This is a genomic window from Kordiimonas lipolytica (genome assembly GCF_001550065.1).
On the sequence record NZ_LRUB01000028.1, the window covers coordinates 1 to 19,893 of the forward strand.

14 protein-coding genes are annotated in these 19,893 nt (G+C 54.3%); 4 read left to right on the forward strand and 10 right to left on the reverse strand.

Features of this window, described 5'->3' with window-relative positions; translation table 11 throughout:
• Positions 1-75: 75 nt before the first annotated feature.
• Positions 76-1,430 (reverse strand): IS3 family transposase gene (locus KORM41_RS13795; RefSeq protein ID WP_156431865.1). Its coding sequence is split into 2 segments (ribosomal slippage): positions 76-1,083 and positions 1,086-1,430, totalling 1,353 coding nucleotides; the frame shifts between segments, so codons are not numbered across the junction.
• Between the two features lie 373 nt (positions 1,431-1,803).
• Here KORM41_RS13795 and KORM41_RS22040 point away from each other — a divergent pair.
• The 3 genes from KORM41_RS22040 to KORM41_RS13815 are packed head-to-tail and all read left to right on the forward strand — an operon-like array spanning position 1,804 to position 7,311.
• On the forward strand, positions 1,804-2,622 hold the full coding sequence (locus KORM41_RS22040; protein ID WP_231727276.1) for an ImuA family protein: 819 nt from the start codon (positions 1,804-1,806) through the stop codon (positions 2,620-2,622).
• Positions 2,534-4,108, forward strand: coding sequence for a Y-family DNA polymerase (locus tag KORM41_RS13810; protein ID WP_197421163.1), 1,575 nt, complete (start codon positions 2,534-2,536; stop codon positions 4,106-4,108). Before KORM41_RS22040 ends, KORM41_RS13810 begins: the two co-directional genes overlap by 89 nt.
• Before the next feature lie 8 nt (positions 4,109-4,116).
• Complete coding sequence (locus KORM41_RS13815; protein ID WP_068149178.1) at positions 4,117-7,311, forward strand: error-prone DNA polymerase; 3,195 nt, start codon at positions 4,117-4,119, stop codon at positions 7,309-7,311.
• A 482-nt stretch (positions 7,312-7,793) separates the two neighbouring features.
• Here the strand turns inward: KORM41_RS13815 and KORM41_RS13820 are convergent, their stop codons facing one another.
• The 3 genes from KORM41_RS13820 to KORM41_RS13830 form a co-directional block, all read right to left on the reverse strand.
• Entirely contained in the window at positions 7,794-8,711 is a 918-nt protein-coding gene (locus KORM41_RS13820; RefSeq protein ID WP_068149180.1) for an NTP transferase domain-containing protein, read from the reverse strand.
• 191 nt (positions 8,712-8,902) lie between these two features.
• Positions 8,903-9,556 (reverse strand): phosphatase PAP2 family protein, encoded by a 654-nt coding sequence (locus tag KORM41_RS13825; protein ID WP_068149183.1) that lies wholly within the window; start codon positions 9,554-9,556, stop codon positions 8,903-8,905.
• A 30-nt stretch (positions 9,557-9,586) separates the two neighbouring features.
• Positions 9,587-10,540 (reverse strand): glycerophosphodiester phosphodiesterase family protein, encoded by a 954-nt coding sequence (locus tag KORM41_RS13830; RefSeq protein WP_068149188.1) that lies wholly within the window; start codon positions 10,538-10,540, stop codon positions 9,587-9,589.
• Positions 10,541-10,628: 88 nt separating this feature from the next.
• On the opposite strand from KORM41_RS13830, the gene mazG reads away from it, so the two are divergent.
• Positions 10,629-11,459: a nucleoside triphosphate pyrophosphohydrolase gene (gene mazG / locus KORM41_RS13835; protein ID WP_068149190.1), complete on the forward strand. Its 831-nt coding sequence runs from the start codon at positions 10,629-10,631 to the stop codon at positions 11,457-11,459.
• A 10-nt stretch (positions 11,460-11,469) separates the two neighbouring features.
• On the opposite strand, the gene hflX is transcribed toward mazG, so the two are convergent.
• From hflX to KORM41_RS13865, 6 genes are all read right to left on the reverse strand, one after another.
• Entirely contained in the window at positions 11,470-12,843 is a 1,374-nt protein-coding gene (gene hflX, locus KORM41_RS13840) for a GTPase HflX (protein WP_068149192.1), read from the reverse strand.
• A complete protein-coding gene (hfq, locus tag KORM41_RS13845; RefSeq protein ID WP_068149198.1) occupies positions 12,844-13,089 on the reverse strand; it encodes an RNA chaperone Hfq in 246 nt (81 codons plus the stop codon).
• 164 nt (positions 13,090-13,253) lie between these two features.
• Positions 13,254-14,696 (reverse strand): potassium transporter TrkG, encoded by a 1,443-nt coding sequence (locus KORM41_RS13850; RefSeq protein ID WP_068149201.1) that lies wholly within the window; start codon positions 14,694-14,696, stop codon positions 13,254-13,256.
• 9 nt (positions 14,697-14,705) lie between these two features.
• The gene (gene trkA, locus KORM41_RS13855; protein WP_068149204.1) at positions 14,706-16,082 is read right to left on the reverse strand and encodes a Trk system potassium transporter TrkA; all 1,377 of its coding nucleotides are present in this window, start codon (positions 16,080-16,082) and stop codon (positions 14,706-14,708) included.
• 36 nt (positions 16,083-16,118) lie between these two features.
• Positions 16,119-17,516, reverse strand: a complete 1,398-nt coding sequence (ntrX, locus tag KORM41_RS13860) for a nitrogen assimilation response regulator NtrX (RefSeq protein ID WP_068149208.1) — start codon at positions 17,514-17,516, stop codon at positions 16,119-16,121.
• Between the two features lie 22 nt (positions 17,517-17,538).
• On the reverse strand, positions 17,539-19,887 hold the full coding sequence (locus KORM41_RS13865; RefSeq protein ID WP_197421165.1) for a sensor histidine kinase NtrY-like: 2,349 nt from the start codon (positions 19,885-19,887) through the stop codon (positions 17,539-17,541).
• Positions 19,888-19,893 lie beyond the last annotated feature (6 nt).

Here is a 19,893-nt window from a genome sequence, read left to right on the forward strand (position 1 = left end):
TGTCCGTCGTCAGATAAATTGTTACCAGTAGGCGCTTAAAATAAGAGAGGTTTTGATCTCATATCTTGTTTTAAGTTAAGCAGCCTTTGCGTGATGTCGCAAGGCTCGTTGTCTTAAGGTTTGTTGTTTGATTTTTCTCCTTCTGTCCAGAATGGTTGGGCCCCGCCCGAAGTAGACATCTGCAGGCGTCAGATTGTTCAGGCTTTCATGATATCGCTCGTGATTATAGTAGTGGATAAACTGGCCGATCTCATGTTCCAGATGACCGGGTAGATAATAGTTATCCAGGAGAATGCGGTTCTTCAGTGTTTGGTGCCAGCGTTCAATCTTGCCCTGTGTTTGCGGGTGATATGGCCTGCCGCGAACATGCCCCATGCCCTTGGCCTTCAGGAAGTCCGCCAGTTCCTCTGCCACATAGGACGAACCATTATCTGATAACAGGCGGGGCATGGCAGCTTTGTCATGACAGCCAGAAGCATTCAGCGCCTGATCAATTGTGTCTGTCACATCCTTGGCTTTCATGGTGCTGCAAAGCTTCCAACTGATCACATAACGGCTGTAATCATCCAGGATCGTGGATAGATAATACCAGCCCCAGCCTTTGATCTTGAAGTAGGTAAAGTCGGTCTGCCATTGCTCGTTAATGCGCGCCGGCTTGTCTTTGAACTCGTCCGCAGCCTTGATCACCACATAGGCCGGGCTGGTGATCATGTTTGCGGCTTTCAGCATGCGGTAAACGCTGGCTTCCGACACAAAGTAGCCCTTGCTGTCCGTGAACTTTACGGCCAGTTCCCTCGGGCTCAGTTCTGGCTCGTCCAGTGCCATATCATGCACCTGTTTACGGATATGATCCGGGATGCGGTTCCAGGCTTCGCCAGGGTGCGGCTGCCGGTCATTGAGACCATCAAAGCCACTGGCCAGATACCGGTCATACCAGCGGTAGAAAGTCGTGCGTGGAATGCCTATCCTGTCCAGTGTCTGACGTGCCGACAGATGTGACTGTTCGACAGTGCGGATGATCTCAAGCTTCTCAGATGCAGAGTATCTCATTCTTCGTACCCCCCATCCCCGACCACGCTTTTTTTAAGTAGCCGTATCTCCAGGGTTTGCTCCGCCACCACTTCCTTCAGGTCCCTGGCTTCCCGCCTTAGGTCGTTTACCTCGTCACTGGTGGCTGCACGCACTGTATCGCCTGCCAGGCGCTGCTTGCCGGCCTCCAAAAATTCCTTCGACCATTTGTAATACATGCTCTGCGCGATGCCTTCCCGGCGACACAGTTCGGCAACCGATGTCTCGCGGCTCAGCCCCTCAAGGACAATCCGGATCTTCTCCTCGGCCGAATAAATCTTCCGCGTCGCGCGGCGGATGTTCTTAACTGTTTGATCTGCGGCTGACTTGCCACTTTTTGAACTAGAGGATTTAGCTTTCATTCTTCGTTCCTTACGTCACTTCAAATGAAATCAAAATCCTCTCTTATGCAATTGCCTTCTTTGGCCCCATAAGCCCTGACGGGGAACAGCGCTGCTATACCAAAATGATGCAGGGCGTGCACGAAGCGGTCACGGACAAAGACTATATGTTCGGAACGAAGCTCGCCACGCTCCTTGGGCTGGAGTAAGCCAAGAGGGAGAGCCCTTCGCCCAGCGAGGCAGGCCAATCGCCTGCCTCCTCTGGGCGTGCAGGAAAAGCACAATGCTATTTATTTCTGATCGAATTCGAAGCGAACAGACCTTAGATCGACTGAGAACAACCTTGACATTAGCTGTATAAAATGAGAACAAATAGTGAACATATGAGCGAGTGATGAGAGTGAGGATATGGCCTGTGTTTCCTGTCGCAGAAAATGACAACCCTGAAAAAACGCAGGTTTCCGCGCACAAGCAGGCGACACTGAAGGGTCTTCAGGCACAGCTTGGTAGCGCGGGGGTGACGCTCCCTGCCCTTGGGCCTGATGTGACCGACGCAGCGGACCGCACAGAGATGCTGACATCCCTTGCCTATGGCGAAGTGCATGAGCTGTGGGCTGAAACGATAGTAGACTATACCGCCGCCATGGCCTGCCTGCTGATGGCGGTCAGGGACAGCGACAAGCCCATCCTGTGGGTGACGAGCCGCGCTGTGGCGCTGGATCACGGCCTGCCTTATGGCCCCGGGCTCAAACAGTATGACATCGCCCCCGAACGCATCATATTGGTTCAGGCGCACAAGGCCATCGATGCCCTCTGGGCCGTGGAGGAAGGTCTCAAGACCGATGCGTTCGCGACCGTGGTGGGCGAATGCGACCCGGTGGACCTGACGGCCAGCCGCCGCCTGACCCTCGCGGCCCAAACACACGGCAGTCGCTGCCTGCTCCTTATACGGTCGCCTGAAGCCCCGTCAAGCGGGGCCCACAGCCGCTTTCGTATCGCCCCCGCCGCCAGCCTTAATGCGCTTTTTGACGCCAAAGCTCCAGGCGATGCCCGCGGCACGATCAACCTTGTCAAACACAGGGGTGGTGAACGCCCTTTCTCTATCACGATGGAGTGGCCCTCTCATGCGCAGGATTATCTCTCTATGGCTTCCGAGGTGGCCGATCGATCGGTGGCACCGCGCGCAGGCGAGCCCGTGCACGCCACTGGATAGCCTGACGGATAGCTCGGCGGATAGGCCACTTGTCCTGACGGAATCTGAAAACCAGACCCAGAAGCTTTATGCCGTATGCCCGGCTGCTGCCGCCCTTGGCCTTGCGCCGGGTATGACGCTTGCGGAAGCACGCGCCATCAAACCGGACATTGATGTGCATCAGGCGGATAAGCAGAAGGACACCCAAGACCTTGAGGCGCTCGCCCGCTGGCTGGGGCGCTACAGCCCCCTTGTGGCGCTCGATGGGCAAGATGGCATTCTGCTCGACGTCACCGGTTGCCCGCACCTGTTCGGCGGCGAACGCGCCATGCTGGACAATATCCGTCACAGGCTTGAAAAAGCCGGAATTAATAGCCGTCTCGCGATGGCCGAAAACCAGGCAGCAGCCTGGGCCCTTTCGCACTACCGGGACGGCACAATCAGCCGGGATGCGGCCAACACTCAGGAGCTGCTCGCGCCCCTGCCCGTCTCGGCCCTCAGGCTGGATAGCTCCAGTGTGCAAACCCTTGTGCGCCTTGGCCTCAAGACAGCCGGAAGCTTGTTCTCACTGCCGCGCCCTGCTCTCGCGCGCCGCTTCCGGGGCAAACCCTCGAAAATGGTGGCTGATCTCCTGACACGGCTAGACATGGCTTCTGGCAGCCGGGAAGCACCGATATCCCCCCTGGAGGCATTGCCCAACTGGCAGGTCCGGCAAGCCTTCAGTGAACCCGTCGTGCACTTGGAAACCATTAAAATTGCATGCGACAAGCTTCTGACAGAGCTGGCCGTTGCGCTAGCACGTGCAGAACTGGGACTATCCCGCCTGGGGCTTTATGCTTTTCGCGTGGACGGCAGTGTCCAGCAGCTCACGATCGGCACCAACAAGCCAAGCCGCGACAGAAAACACCTTATGCGCCTTTTGGTAGAGAAAATTCCGCTGCTTGAGGCTGAGTTCGGTTTTGACCTGTTGATCTTGAAGGCCTATGAGACCGAGCGCCTTGCCCCTGCCCAACTGGCATCAAGCCAGGATACGCAGGAGCAAACAGCTTCCGAAGTACTGGACAGGCTGAGCACCCGCCTTGGCACCGGCACAGTCAGACACCTGAAGCACCGTCATAGCCATCTGCCCGAACGCATGCAAAGTTTCATGCCTGTGGGAACTGGGGCACCTGACTGGGGCAGCCTGCCTGAAAACCTGCCCGAGAGGCCCCTGCGCCTCTTGTGCCGCCCTGAAACCATCGATGTACTGGCAGAGGTTCCGGAAGGTGCCCCAAAGCGTTTCTGCTGGCGCCGGATGGAGCATCGGGTCGTCCGGGCGGCAGGCCCTGAACGGATCGCCCCCGAATGGTGGCTGTGCGAGGAAGACCGCACCCGCGACTATTATAAGGTGGAAGTGTCATCCGGGGCCCGTTTCTGGCTGTTCCGCTATGGTCTTTACACAATGCCTGACTCTCACGCCCATCAGGGAGAACGGCCAGATTGGTACATGCATGGCTTTTTCGCCTGAGATCAACCATGTATTCTGAACTGCAAATAACCAGTAATTACAGCTTCTTAAGAGGCGCCTCTCATCCTGACGAATTGGTCATTACGGCCAAGGCGCTGGGACTGAAGGCCGTGGCGATCACAGACCATAATACCCTGTGCGGCATTGTGCGCGGCCATATCGCCGCAAAAGCCCATGATATTGGCTATATACCCGCCTGCCGCCTGAACCTGCGCTGCGGCACCAGCCTGCTTGCCTACCCCACAGACCGCGCGGCCTATGCCCGTCTGACCGAATTGTTAACCGTCGGCAACCGCCGGACGGAAAAAGGCGCCTGTGACCTGGCGCTCGAAGATGTCGCAGCCTTTTCCAAAGGGCATATCTTCGCATTGCTGCCAGAAAGCTTGGGGAAAAACCTGCCAGATGCCCTGCCCAAACTGCGGGAAAAGCTGGATGCCCCGCTCTACTTGGCTGCCTGTCACCATTACCGGGGAGATGACCGGCAACGGATTGGCGCACTGGCAAGCATAGCACACCAGGCAAATATCCCGATCGTTGCCACCGGAGACGTGCTGTACCACAGCCCACAGCGGCGGGAGCTGACGGATACCCTAACCTGCATCCGCACCCACCAGAGGATTGAGGAAGCGGGATACCTGCTGGCAGCCAATGCCGAACGATACCTTAAATCAGCGCAGGAGATGGCCCGGCTGTTCACAGATTACCCGGATGCCATCAAAAACACGCTCGAAATCGCCGAACGCTGTCAGTTCTCCCTGGATGAACTGCGATATAATTACCCAACTGAGCCCGTTCCTGACGGCTTGACACCGCAAGCTTATCTGGAACAGATATCCCGTAGGATGATCAAGGGTCGGTTCCCTGCCGGTGTCCCCAGCCCCGTATCCGATACGCTGGAGCGTGAGTTGAAGATTGTGGGGAGGAAGGGCTATGCTCCCTACTTTCTAACGGTTTATGACATTGTCACTTATGCCCGCAGCTTGAATATCCTATGCCAAGGACGCGGGTCTGCAGCCAATTCCATAATCTGTTTTGCCCTTGGCATCACTGACGTTGACCCAACAGAAATTGACCTGCTGTTCGACCGTTTCATCTCCGACGAACGGGATGAGCCACCCGATATTGATGTGGATTTCGAACATGAACGGCGAGAGGAGGTAATCCAGTATATTTACAGGCGCTATGGCAGGCACCGGGCCGGTCTTGCCGCCACACTGATTACATACCGTCCACGCAGCGCCATCCGCGAGGTCGGCAAGGTCATGGGCTTGTCTGAAGACACAATCGGCGCACTATCAGGTACGGTTTGGGGCTCTTACGGTCGCGATATCCCCGATGAACAGGTTCGCGAGGCCGGTTTCGACCCCATGGACAAGCGCCTGAAACAAACGCTCTCGCTCGCGCATGAAATCATGGGCTTTCCCCGGCACCTGTCGCAGCATGTGGGCGGTTTTGTGCTAACTGAAGCCCCGCTTCACGAGGTCGTCCCCATACAGAATGCTGCGATGAAAGACCGGACAGTGATTGAATGGAACAAGGATGACCTGGATGCCTTGGATATCCTGAAGGTAGACGTGCTGTCGCTGGGTATGCTTACCTGCATCCGCAAGGCGTTCGACATGATCAGGTTCCACCACGGACTACCCTATACGCTTGCAAGCCTGCCGAAGGACGACTGCGCCACCTATGACATGCTGGAGAAAGCGGATACCATCGGCGTCTTCCAAGTCGAAAGCCGTGCGCAGATGAGCATGCTGCCCCGCCTGAAGCCCAGAAAGTTTTATGACCTTGTCGTTCAGGTAGCTATCGTCCGCCCTGGCCCCATCCAGGGTGATATGGTTCACCCTTACCTAAGGCGGCGCCAGGGCAAAGAAGAACATGAGCTGCCGTGGCGCGACCCTGCGTTCGGCACACCGGATGAGCTGAACGACGTTCTGAAGGCCACTTATGGTGTGCCACTCTTTCAGGAGCAGGCGATGAAAATCGCAATCGTCGCGGCCGGCTTTACGCCCGCCGAGGCCGACCAGCTCAGGCGCTCGATGGCGTCTTTCCGCAACCATGGCACCATCCACAAGTTTGAGGAAAAGTTCATCACGGGCATGACCAACCGTGGCTACAGACGGGATTATGCCGAACGTTGTTTCAACCAGATCAAGGGGTTTGCCGATTACGGCTTCCCGGAAAGCCACGCTGCTGCGTTCGCGATGCTTGCCTATGCTTCAGCTTGGCTCAAATGTCATTATCCACATGCTTTTGCCGCAGCCCTCCTCAATTCCCAGCCTATGGGATTTTATGCCCCAGCCCAAATTGTGCGTGATGCACGCGATCATGGCGTGAAAGTGCATCCAGCAGACGTGAATATAAGTAACTGGGACAGCCATCTGGAGCCTGAACCAAACAGCAAGTGGAAGTGGGCTATCCGGTTGGGGCTGAGGCAGATAAAGGGCATCGCCAAGTCAACGGCCGATATCCTGACTAGTGCCCGAACCCGCCCCTATGCCGATGTGGCTGACCTGCATACCCGTACCCGGCTGTCGGTCAGCCAGCTTGAAAAACTGGCGGAAGCGGATGCCTTCAGGTCCTGCCGCCTGGACCGACGACAGGCCTTGTGGCAGGTACGTGGGCTAATTGATGCCCCTGACCTTCCCCTCTTCCAACATGCCGATGTTAGGGAACACGCAGAAAATGAAAGCGTGACACTGCCACACATGCCTCTCTCCGAACATGTGGTCAATGACTACCAGACCATGCGCTTATCCCTTAAGGCGCACCCACTGGACTTCCTGAGAAGCAGTCTGCACGCACGAGGTGTCATTCAAAACACTGACCTTCCCGACCTTGGCAATGGTGCCAAGGTCAGAATAGCTGGCCTGGTGTTAGTGCGTCAGCGTCCCGGCAAAGGCAACGTCGTTTTCATAACACTGGAAGATGAAACAGGCGTTGCGAACGTGATTGTCTGGAAACGTCTGTTTAAAAAACAACGAGCCGTATTGATGTCCAGCCGACTTTTATTGGTGGATGGACAACTGCAGCATGAAGACGGCGTTACGCACCTGATTGCAGATAAGCTTACAGATATATCCTCGGACTTACTCAACTTGTCAGACAAAAATGCATCAGCGGAAAGTCTTCCCGCCTATCGCGGTGCATCCCACCCCAGAGATGTTAAAAACCTGATCCCTAAAAGCAGGGACTTCCATTAATTGGTTGCAAAAGATACACGCCATGCGGGATTTGCCTTAGGCCTTTTAACCTGTTGATTTAAATTATCTAATTGGTTAACCAGCTTCGCAAAAGATAAAATTTTTATAAAAAAAACACATAGATTTGTAACTTCGTTAACCATTGACTATTAGTATTCCATCAACGATTTCAAGTGAAGCCTGTGCCTTATGTCAATGTCTGAAAAACTGATCGGCGGCCTGTTTTTCTTCCTGTGCGCCCCGTTACTCCTCATCCTCGCCCCCACGGGTCTGAGCTTGGGAGTAGTATCGTTAGTGGCATTCGCCTATACCTACCGGTATATCGTAACAACCAGACACCGCTGTAACAGCTGTGGGCATATTTTCACATTTGGTCTGAAAGACTATATCGCTTTGGCCAAAAGCTCTTTCTGCTGCCCGCATTGCAAAAAGCACAAGCGCTGGTCAAACTTGTCTCACTATTAATCAGACAACTGAACTATTCAGGAAACAGGCTGGAGTTGCGCTTCGAAAGAATGCAGCGCGTCTGTGCGGTCTTGCAATATTTGCGTTACCTGATGGTAATCCTTTGGCGTGTCGACATCGATCGCTGCCTCCGCAAATGGCAGACGTACCGCACTGGCTTCCACACCCAGCACAGTTGACGCACGCGCAAAAGCCTCATCTACCGTATAGCGCTTAAACAGCAGCCCCAGAAGATTGCGATACCCAAACGCCTTGAACAGCTGCCATGGCTTCTTCCGCTTCATCTCAATCTGGCGCCAGAAATCAAGAACCGGCAGAGCCCCTTTGTTGGTAAAGGCAAATAAGTTTGCTCCCGAAAGCTGGGTTTCCCGAAACGGCAAATATGTCCGTTTCGATCCCGGATGCTCAGCATCCAGATGCTTCTTTTCAACAAAACCGACTGACAGTGAACCGCCATTTAAAGCCTCACTGCAAAAGCGGTCGACCATAGCCGGTGTCAACAATGCGTGGTCTGCGGTTGTCACAAGAAACGGCCATTCATCGCCAGTACTTTCGAGTGCACCAGCCACGCTCCGGCAAATGCTCTCACGACAAGGAATAACCTCAACCGGGATATTGTAGTTCTCGCCTATATTAGGGCAACTTTTATGCAACACCTCTGCGTCGTCAAACACAACGACCACTCTCTTCACAGAATTGGATGAGGCCAGCGCATCGATGACCCGCTCAACCATGGGCTTGCCGCAAATCGGCACCAGCGCCTTGTATTGACCACCGAAGATAGAGGCAACCGGATCGTTGCTGCACCGCGCACCCGCCAACACAACCGCTGCAAACGACCGCTCAGATGCGGTGGCTTCAGACAATCTGGTTAATGTATTGGAATGATTGGGTTGGTGTGCAGCCGCAAACTCATACATGGCCATTTCTTTCATGCCCGGTCAGTCCCCTGTAGCCCCCATCTTAATCTTAGCGACCAATTCTGGTCACGTCTCTCGATCCTCCCAAACCGATGGCCTGTCGCCAAGCCAAGCTTTATATCTATAGGAGCTGTCATACAAAAGCAATGATTCAGACGAAAACCTGACATAATCGACCGGCTAAATGCCAAACCGGCTTGGCATATTCAGACTTTTGAAGCGGACAATTTTGGCGCCCACAAAGACACCCAGAAGCCTGCGACTAGCCAACCAAATATGATATCCGAAGGCCAGTGCACCCCAAGATAAATCCGGCTAACACCGATACCCATAAACAGAACGAAAACGGCAAGGGCAAAACCAAAGCCCCGAAGCGCCTGACTATAGAGCCGCGCAAGCAAAAGCAGCGACAAAAAGACGGCCGCAGACCGTAAAGTGTGTCCACTTGGGAAGCTGGCGCTAGAAGCATGGACCACATGTTCGACAATATCTGGGCGAGCGCGACCAAAAATCGCCTTTAAAACCGCTGACAGAAGAAACGAGCCCCCAGCCATCACAAGGAAATAGATCGCAGCGGCCTTCTGTTTCCGCAGCAAAAGCCATGATATGGTCAGTAGCGAAAAAATGATCAACGTAATGGTGTCACCAAGGTGGGTAAGGCCCAGCACTGCTTTCTCGGCCCAATAAGGACCAACCGGGTCTGACCCCGCCGCATCGGTGCGAAACAGCATCACCCCTGCTTTGTCGATGCCATCAAGAAACCCTGAGAAAGTCAGGACAACACAAAGGGCTGCAAGCAACAAGAGCACACAAGGCCAGCGATAAGTGTGAAACAAAGAAGCCTTTGGTTGCGTGATCATAAAACTCCCTTCCCGGTCCAGTCAGCGCCACTATCTATAGAGCTTGCTCCTGGTAAAAACAAAGATATTCGGGTTCAAAATCTGAGACTGAACGGCCCAGAAACGATCCGTCGCAATGATATCAGCGCCCAAATTCAAGATATCCAGATACCTGCTATCCTGTCCGGCTTGCCGGATCTGGCTATCAATCGAGTATGCTGGATTGCCGAGTGTTCCCACAATGACTCGCCACCCTCTGTTGTGAAGCATCTGGTAGAAATCCTTGGACGTCAGTCTTGTGCCAGTCCAGGCTACGATCGTGTCTTTGTTAAGCTCGCTGGCCTCAACTGCGGCCAACTCTTCCGTATTGCGCATGGTGACTGTCATCATCATATCTGGCGCAATTTCCTGATACTCCAAGGCCTGTTCAAGTGAATATGTGATAGCAACGGCATAATCTGTGGCGCCTGCGGTTTCTATTTCGCGAACGACGGCTGAGAAATCGGTACCAACTTTGATATCAAGCGTCAAAATCGCCCTGCCCGTTGCCCAGCGGAGTGCATCTGACAGTCGTGGGACTTTATGACCTGTCTGTTTCCCCTCGGCATCTACAAGCGTCAACGATTGGACATCCGACCAACTTGTATCAGCGACATCGCCCGTACCCGTTGTGGTGCGGTCCAGTGTATTGTCATGCATTAGGATAAGGGTGCCATCGGCAAGCTGGGCAACATCCACCTCCATCAACCCGGGGCCATAGCGTAGCGCGTTCTGCATCGCTTCAATCGAATTTTCAGCAAAGCCCGGCGCTGGACCACCACGATGATGGCTGACAAGCGGTATCCGAAGTGGGTGCCAACGAAAGAACTCGGCAAGTCCACCGGGCGGAACTTCCAGATAATAATAGCTGTCACCGTCAGGGGATGGCACATCCTCGGCCCGCGCCAACAGCGATGGCCAGAAGACTGCACTCAGAAACACAAGCGCAAGAAGCCGTTTAATCATCAATCACCGTCCTTCAAAGGGTTGACCTTCAGCGCCCAAGCCACGAATGTGTGCGGGCTGCAACAAACAGTTCAAGGGTAGGCCAATTATGTCAAGAGATGCATCAAATCCCGACTATTCGGTAGACGACCTTCTGGAGATCATGCGCAAGCTGCGTGATCCCGAAGGCGGGTGCCCTTGGGACCTTGAGCAAACGTTTGACACCATCGTGCCTCATACGATTGAAGAAGCCTACGAGGTGGATGAAGCCATCCGCCATGGCGATATGGAATCACTCAAGGACGAGCTCGGCGACCTGATGTTCCAAGTGGTCTTTCATGCCCAAATGGCGAAGGAGGCCAACCATTTTACTTTCGCCGATGTAATCAACGCGATTTCAGGCAAAATGGTACGGCGTCACCCTCATGTTTTTGGTGATGCAACGATTGAGACAGCAGACGCCCAGATCGCCGCCTGGGAAACCCAAAAGGCAAAAGAGCGGCAGAAAAAGGCTGACAAGCACGGCAAGACGGCTTCAGTTTTGGACGGTGTATCTATCAGCCTGCCGTCCCTCCTTCGGGCCGTGAAGCTACAGAAACGTGCCGCCCGCGTGGGTTTTGATTGGCCTGAAACGGCTTGTGTCCTGGACAAGATGCAAGAAGAAGCCGCTGAGCTCGTCGAAGAATACAAAAAAGGCACCGACAAAGAACGCCTAAAGGAAGAATTCGGTGATCTACTGTTCGTGATGGCAAACCTAGCCCGCCATATGGACATTGATCCCGAAGAAGCTCTTAGGGACGGCAACGCCAAATTCGAACGTCGTTTTCACCGCATTGAGGCCTTGCTGGCAGAAGCGGGCAAAGAGCCATCACAGTCATCGCTGGAAGAAATGGACCGGCTGTGGGACCAGGCCAAGGCTGAAGAAAAGCAGCGGGCCTAGCCCGTCGCCCTTATTTTGTTTTCGCGGTGAATTTTGCCCAGGCAACCGGGTCCACGGTAAAGCAGTAGCTAACGCCCTGCTCTCCGTGCTCTTCGCTCAGGATTTTGGCGTTTGCATGAAGCCACGCCTGAGTCGCACCGTCACTGTAGGGCACAGTAAGCTCCACCCGGTGATCCTGTGCACTCAGGATCTCGTCTATTGCCGTGATGAGGGTTTCACAGCCCTCGCCCGTCAGGCCAGACAGTGCGACAACGCGGTCCTGCCTGTCGGCCTTGTTCATGGCGGCTTCGCGTTTTTCCTCGGACAGCAAATCCGCTTTATTCAGGGCTTCAATTATTGGGGTTCCGTCAGCTTCGCTCTCGAAATCCACGCCTAAGTCGGAAAGAACATCTTCCACGTCTTTCTTCTGCACCTCGCTATCGGGGTGTGCCGCGTCGCGTACATGCACAATTACGTCCGCCTCCAGCACCTCCTCAAGGGTCGCCCGGAACGCCGCCACGAGCATAGTGGGTAGTTCAGAAACGAACCCCACAGTATCCGAGAGGATGATCTTCCTTCCGCTTGGCAAGTCGATGGACCGCATGGTGGGATCAAGGGTTGCGAACAGCATATCTTCCGCCAGCACTTCGGCATTCGTCAGCTTGTTAAAGAGCGTCGACTTGCCGGCGTTGGTATAGCCCACAAGCGCCACAATCGGATACGGCGTCTTTTGCCGCTGTGCCCGGTGGAGCGTGCGCGTGCGCGTGACATTCTCCAACTGGCGTTTGATTCGGGTAATACGGTCAGCAATGATCCGGCGGTCAGCTTCGATCTGTGTTTCCCCGGGCCCACCCATAAAGCCTGCGCCGCCGCGCTGGCGTTCAAGGTGGGTCCATGACCGCACCAGTCGGCTTCTCTGATAGTTGAGGTGTGCAAGCTCTACCTGCAACTCGCCCTCTTTCGTGCTGGCGCGATTGCCGAAGATTTCAAGAATCAAGGCTGTGCGGTCAATTACCTTGGTGCCAATTTCGCGTTCAAGGTTCCGTTGTTGGATAGGGCTTAGCTCGCAATCGAAGATAACAAGATCGATTTCCTCGGCCTTTACGAACGCTTTGAGGTCATCAAGCTTGCCTACGCCCAAGTAGGTTGCCGGGCGCACACCGCGCAGCGGTATGCATTCCCCACCGACGAGGTCAATGTCGATGGCGAGGGCGAGCCCCTTGGCTTCCTCGAGGCGGGCCTCAGGAGAGCGAACAAGCGCGTCAGCTTTACGGGAATCCTTCACATAAGGATGGACAACGAATACACGCTGCCGAGCTGCCTCGTCCTGGAGGTAGCCTAATCCTTCGGTTGACCAGCCGTCGCCCGGCTGATCGGCCGAGCGGTCATCGGTTCGGTCGGTCAATTAGTCCTCAATATCTTTTTCCGGCTCAAACAACTGCACTGGGCCAGATGGCATCACCGTAGAGATTGCGTGTTTGTATACCAGTTGGGAATGGCCATCACGGCGCAACAAGACACAGAAGTTGTCGAACCAAGTGATTACTCCCTGCAGTTTAACACCGTTGACTAAAAATACCGTTACCGGCGTTTTGGTTTTGCGAACGGCGTTAAGAAAGACGTCCTGGAGGTTTTGATTTTTTTCTGACATGGACTGTCCGTTTGTTTTTTAAGTTATAATCATTTCGCCTTTAGAGCATAGTGCCGCTGCCGACCCGTTTGATCCGGTGCCGATAAACACCTTCCCCGTCACATATCGGCTGCGCGTACATATATGTCAGACACTCTCGCTGTCGGTCAACAGGCTTCGTACAATTATCCGCGCCAAAAACTTCTTGTGATCAGGGCAAGAAACAATGACGCCTCTATTCTGCCCAGCAGCATGAGGCCGGAAAGGATCATATAATCCGCCTCTGTCAGCCCGGAAAACCCACTGAAGTATGGATCGAACATCGTAATCAGCGGCCCAGACAATGTCAGGGCAGAAACGGCCATAGCAGTGGCAGCCTGAAAATCGATACCCAGTATCGATAGAGACAGACTTCCAAGGCCCAGCATCAGAACAAAAGCCCCCACCAGCAGCCAGACCGCCTCAATATCCCTGCGTTCAATCGTAAACGCCTGAAACCGCAATGATTTTACACCGTGCGGATGGGCCAGCCGGTCAACTTCTTTTCGCGCCAACAGATAGATAACAATCAACCGCAGTTGCTTCATGCCGCCTGTGGTACTGGCCACAGCGCCGCCCAGGCAGGCCAGGACGATCAGGATAATGGCGCCGGCGTCGGCCCCCTGCACTGAAAACCCGAGCTCCGACGGCATAAAACCGGTGGTGGACATAGCAGAGATTGCTGCAAAAACACTATGCCAGAAACCATCCAGATCACCTGGAAACGCCAGAAGGTATAAGGCCGCTGCACCGCACCCGACCAACATCAAGACGCTCTTGCTTTCCAGGCCTTGCGGGTGTTTTGCTTTAACCCGCAATAGTCGCGCCCTCATGATATCCCAGTTCAGCATGGCAACAACCATAAAGACGGCGAGAACCACTTGCGTACTTACACTCTCTATTTTGTTTGACCCATCAGGCCCAATCCCGGTGGTGCTGACGGTACTCATGGCAAATTGGAGCGCGTCGAACAACGGCAAGCCTGTCAGCATCAGGAATGCGCAGCAAAGCACTGTAACCAAACCATAAATCGGAGCCACTGACACGCCTACGGCTCGCAAGCGAGGATATCCTGTCTCACTATCGCCATAGGGCAACGGTGACCGGTGCAACTGGACGCCACCGCTATTCACGGCCGTAAGGATGGATAATGTCATGCAGATCGCGAGAAAGCCCCCAGTCCAGGCAGCCTGTATCCGCCAGAAACTGATGGATACGATTTCTTCAAATGCGCCCTCGTAAGCACTGCTTCCAGTTGTAGTAATAAGAGACATGCCTTCAAAAAAGGCGGGAATTAGCCCTTGATCTGGAAACACGAAAAAGAAAGGCATGCCAGCCACAGCCGCAAGAGCCATTCCGCCTACCACGGGCAACAGGATGGTTAGGCGGGTTACCTTTATTTTTGGTGTCGAGCGAAACCCCAGAAAGAGCGAGCCGCCAATAACCGACATAACCATTATGGAAGCCAGAAATCCGCTTGCAGCGTGTAATTCACCAAGTGCCGCAGCAATTGTGAACGGGACTGCCTGTGTTGCGCTCAGCAACAATATCCAACACCCGATCAGGTAAAAAAGCCGGCTTCGCCACATGAAAAGGCCCTAAAAAATATCTGCCCGCGCAGAGAAGAGCTGCTCGATTTTCTTCACGGCTTCCGAAAGCGCCAGGATGACCACACGGTCTTCGCCCATCAGGACGGTGTCGGCGCTAGGGGTGATAGCCTCGTCACCGCGAACAATCATGCCGAACTTCACATCACCATGCAGCCTGAGCTCGCCGATTGATTTGCCTGCGACCTCAGAACCCTCAAGCACTTCGGCTTCGATAATCTCTGCTTTGCCCTCAAAGATACTGTAAAGATCGCGAATCCGGCCGCGCCGGATATGCCGCACGATCGACGAAACTGTTGTTTCGCGCGGGTCAAGAGCAACATCGATTCCAAGCGAGCCCACTAGGCTGCCGTAAATCGGGTTGTTCATCAGCGTAATGGCCCTTGGGCATCCCTGCTGCTTTGCCAAAAGCGATGACAGGATATTAACCTCGTCATCGTTGGCCACAGATACGATCGTGTCCGTCTGAGCGATATTCGCTTCCTGCAGGATTTCCCGATCAAGCGCATCACCATTGATGACCACCGTCCTGCCGAGCTTTTCAGCGATAAGTTCAGCGCGCTTCTTGTCGTATTCAATGATCTTGAGATTGCTGACCGAAGGATTATCCTCCAGCTGCTTTGCCAGGAACAAGCCGATGTTACCACCCCCGACAATTACAATACGCTGCGCTGTTTTTTCTTCATGACCGAACACAGCCATCGCCCGTTCGGTCGTACCCGTCTCAACAGCGATATAGACGGCATCACCCGCCTGTAACTGGTCATCGCTCCGGGGCACGAAAATACGCTCTCCCCGAACCACAGCAGTAACTGTTGTCTGCAGGTTCGGGAACAATTCGGTCAACTGACGAAGCGGCGTGTCCACCACCGGGCAATTCTCATCAAGCACCAGGCCAATCATGCGAACACGGCCATCCACGAAGGGCACCATATTGAACGCGCCAGGCACTTCAAGCCGCCGCCGAAGGGCTTCCGCCACTTCAAGCTCTGGTGAGATGATTACATCAATCGGCATGTTATCACGTGAGAACAAGTCGCCCCAGGTAGGCTTGAGATATGTTTGGTTCCGTATACGCGCTACCTTTGTCGGCACGCTGAAAAGAGAACTAGCCACCTGACAGGCTACCATGTTCACCTCATCGGACCAGGTAACAGCAATAAGCAGTTCAGCGTCCCCTGCGCCAGCACGGTCCAACATGGATGGGTCCGACGCGTGCCCTACAAGGGCTTGAACGTCCAAGGACTCACTGATTTTTCTGATGAGGTCTGGTGATCGGTCGATCACCGTCACATCATTCTGCTGGTCTGCCAGGTGTTTGGCAATATTGAAGCCTACCTGGCCAGCGCCACAAACAATGACTTTCATATTTCCCCGTAACGCCTAATCGCTCTGGTCGCTGGATTAACTATCAGAACCGTCGCCGTTTCTGGCAGAACCGGTCAGGCCCAGTGACTTCAGTTTTCTATGCAGGGCGGAACGCTCCATACCTATGAAAGCGGCCGTCCGTGATATATTTCCACTGAACCGGTTTATCTGAACCTTCAGATATTCCCGCTCAAAGGCCTCTCTGGCCTCCCTCAGCGGCGTCGTCATAATGGCCCCATTACTACCAGAGTGCAACAAGTCACCCGAGCCGCTTTGAATTTCTGGTGGCAACTGGTCGGCTGTAATTTCCCCGTCCAGCTCGTCAGAGCCCATAATCACGACCCGTTCCATGATATTCTTCAACTGGCGGACATTACCCGGCCAGTCATAGGACTGCAACGCGGCGACCGCATCATCCGCCAGATATACCTTTGGCCGCCCCGTTGCTTCGGCAAGGGCATCAAGAAAACTCTGAGCCAAGACCGGTATGTCCTCGCGTCGCTCTGAAAGTGCGGCCATTTTCAGGGGCACGACATTCAGCCGGTGAAACAGATCTTCGCGAAAACGGCCTTCGGCGATCTCTGAAACGAGATCCTTGCTGGTCGCGGAGATCACGCGCACATCAACCTTTACGCCTGTATTGCCGCCAACTCTCTCAAAGGCTTGATCTGTCAGAACCCGAAGAATTTTTGCTTGTGTGGGCAGCGGCATATCGCCCACTTCATCTATGAAAAGCGTACCGCCGTGCGCGCGCTCAAAAAGGCCGGTCTTCACAACTCCACCGTTTTGTTCGACACCGAACAGCTCCTGTTCCATGCGGTGCGGCTCCATAGAAGCTGCACTTACAACAACAAACGAACTGCCAACACGGTGCGACCGGTTATGAATCTGCCGCGCTGCGACTTCCTTGCCGGAACCCGATGGGCCATGAATCAATACGCGGCTGTTGGTAGCAGCGACCTTCTCAATACTCTGGCGCAAACCATTGATAGCATTTGACTTTCCAGTGATATCAACCGTGAAGACAGATCGCTTTTTCAGCTCTTCATTCTCGCGACGAAGGCGCTCCGCTTCGGTCGCACGTTGTACAGTCAGCAGCAAATGGTCCGCCTCGAAAGGCTTTTCTATGAAGTCGTAAGCCCCCTTCTTGATCGCGGCGACTGCTGTTTCAATGTTCCCATGTCCGCTGATGACAACCACCGGCAACTCCCGATGACGGGATTTCACGAGCTCTAATATCTCAAGGCCGTCAAGTTTGCTGCCTTGCAGCCAGATATCCAGAACCATCAATGATGGTAGGCGCGCTTCAATTTCAGCGAGGCCAGTATCACTGTCTCGGGCTGTACGCGTGTTGTAGCCCTCATCTTCCAGAATACCGGAAATCAGTTCACGGATATCTTCTTCGTCGTCGATGATAAGGATATCAAGAGCCATCTTTGGGCTTACTCCCTGGTTGTCACTCTGCCGCGCTTGCGCTGTTTTTCAGCGCAAGCTGCTGCTTGGTTTCATTCGAATGGGTTGTTTCAGCACGCTGATGCAGCGCTGCGTGTGAGAATGTCAAAATGGCCCGTGCGCCAACTGGTTTCCTGTCCACAATCTTAACGGTCCCGCCATGCTCCTCAACGATGCGGCGCACTATGGCAAGCCCAAGGCCTGTCCCTTTCGCGCGCGTCGTCACATACGGCTCCATTAGGCGGTTTTTTTGCTCCTGTGGCAGGCCAAGGCCATTGTCGTCGACCCTGATTTCAGTCCGGTCGTCATCTTGTGTCATGGTCACCTTGATCAAACCCGGCTCAACGGTATCGTTGATATTCTGCATATCAGTGGCCGTCCTTGCCTGAACCGACTCAGATGCATTCTTGAGGATGTTTGTCAGCGCTTGCCCGATCAGTCGTCCATCACATGGCAACAGCCGGCTATCTTTCGGAAGGTCTGTCGTAAATTGAATCTTGGCCGCAGCCACGTCCTGCAAGAACACGGCCTGTTTCACAACATCCACCAAGTCATTTTCCTTGAAAATTGGAGCCGGCATGCGAGCAAAAGATGAGAATTCATCCACCATTCGGCGCAGGTCTCCGACTTGACGGATAATAGTATCTGTACACTGGGAAAACACCTTTACGTCAGTGGTGATTTCCTTTGTGTATTTACGCCTCAAGCGCTCGGCCGAAAGCTGGATCGGCGTCAGCGGATTCTTGATTTCATGGGCGATCCGGCGCGCCACATCAGCCCAAGCTGCCGTCCGTTGGTCTGCCAACTGTTCAGTCAGATCGTCAAACGTCACCACGTAGCCGGCGATATTGTCATTTTCGGATTTTTCGACAAACACGCGAACCAGAAGTGTCCGCCCCTCTTCCCCAACCTCCACCTGTACCTGGCCCTTGGCCTCACCGGCATTTGAACCCTCAGCCTGCGCCAGCAGCTCACGAAACTCAGGCACAACATCATGCAAGCGTTCCCCGACCAACTCGTCGTGGGTGCGCCCCAGAAGGCTGGAAGCAGACCGGTTTGGCAGGAAGATGGTCCCGTCCTGCTGCATGCCTATGACGCCTGCGGATACACCTTCCAGCACCTCTTCAAGGAAGCGCCGGCGTTCGTCCAGTTCCTGGTTGGCAACAAGCAACGCGTCTTGTTGCTTTGCCAGCTGGTCTGTCATGCGGTTGAAGGCGCGACTAAGGGTGCCGACTTCATCACTGGTAGGAACGCTGGGCACCCTGGCGTCCAATTCGCCTTTACCTACCCGCTCTGCTGCATCCACCAGGTTGGAAAGCGGGGTGACAAGTCGACTTGAAAACCAAAGGCCAACCCATATGGCAGCAAGGAGTATCAGAAGTGCAACGATGATGAAAACAACATTGAACTGCAACTGAATGTCGCTGCGCTGCCCCTCGAGGTTTTCATAGTCGGCCACTGCACTTCGGGTCGCTTCCAGATACGCCAGAACCTGGGGGTTCAGGTCCCGCGCCACATAAAGATAGGTCGGCTTGAAAAAGGAAGTCAGCCGGATCATCCCAACTACTGTGTTGTCCGCACGGTTGGAGGCGACAAACATGCCATCATGTCGAACCCTGGCGATCATATCATCCTTTAGGCGGATCGTTGCCAACTCAAGCCCCTGACTGGCACGGGCCAAAACGGCGCCTTCTGTATCGGTATCGCTGTACTCAATAACCAAGACTTCAGAAAGGAGCCTGGTATTCAATGCACCGTATGCCACCTGCCTAAGCGCCAATTGATCAGCCTGCTGCAACGGGGTCATTCGGTTGAAAGCAAGCGCAATGGCTTGCATATCCTTCTCGATCGTCGCGCGGTGTTCGACCATATAGGCTTCAGCAACCTCAAGCGAATTGTTGATGGTGGAGCGCACCTTTTCGCTGAACCAGCCTTGAATGCCAAATTCAAGAAACAAGGCTGAGAAAACCGTCATGATGATTGGCGGAATGATAGCAATGGCAATGAAGAAGCCAGTCATTTTGGTCTGCAGCCGCGAGCCTGCAGCCTTACCCTTCTTGGCGCTCCAAATACGCACAAACCAGCGCCCGATCGATACACCAAGTGCCATCAGAAGCGCCAGATTGATTGCCAGAAGCACGCGCATCGTCCGGCCTGACGTCACTTCGAACGGCGCTGACTTGCGAGACATGGTGATATAGGTTGCGATCGCCGCAATCACCGCCAGGATGGAAAGAAGAATCTCGATCCGACCGCCCAGATTGAAACGACGGGCCCAAAGCATAAAGCGGGCCCAACGACGGTTGGGCAGCTTCGGTATTTTTGGCGCATCTGGCGAACTGATCTTAGACATAGCGCC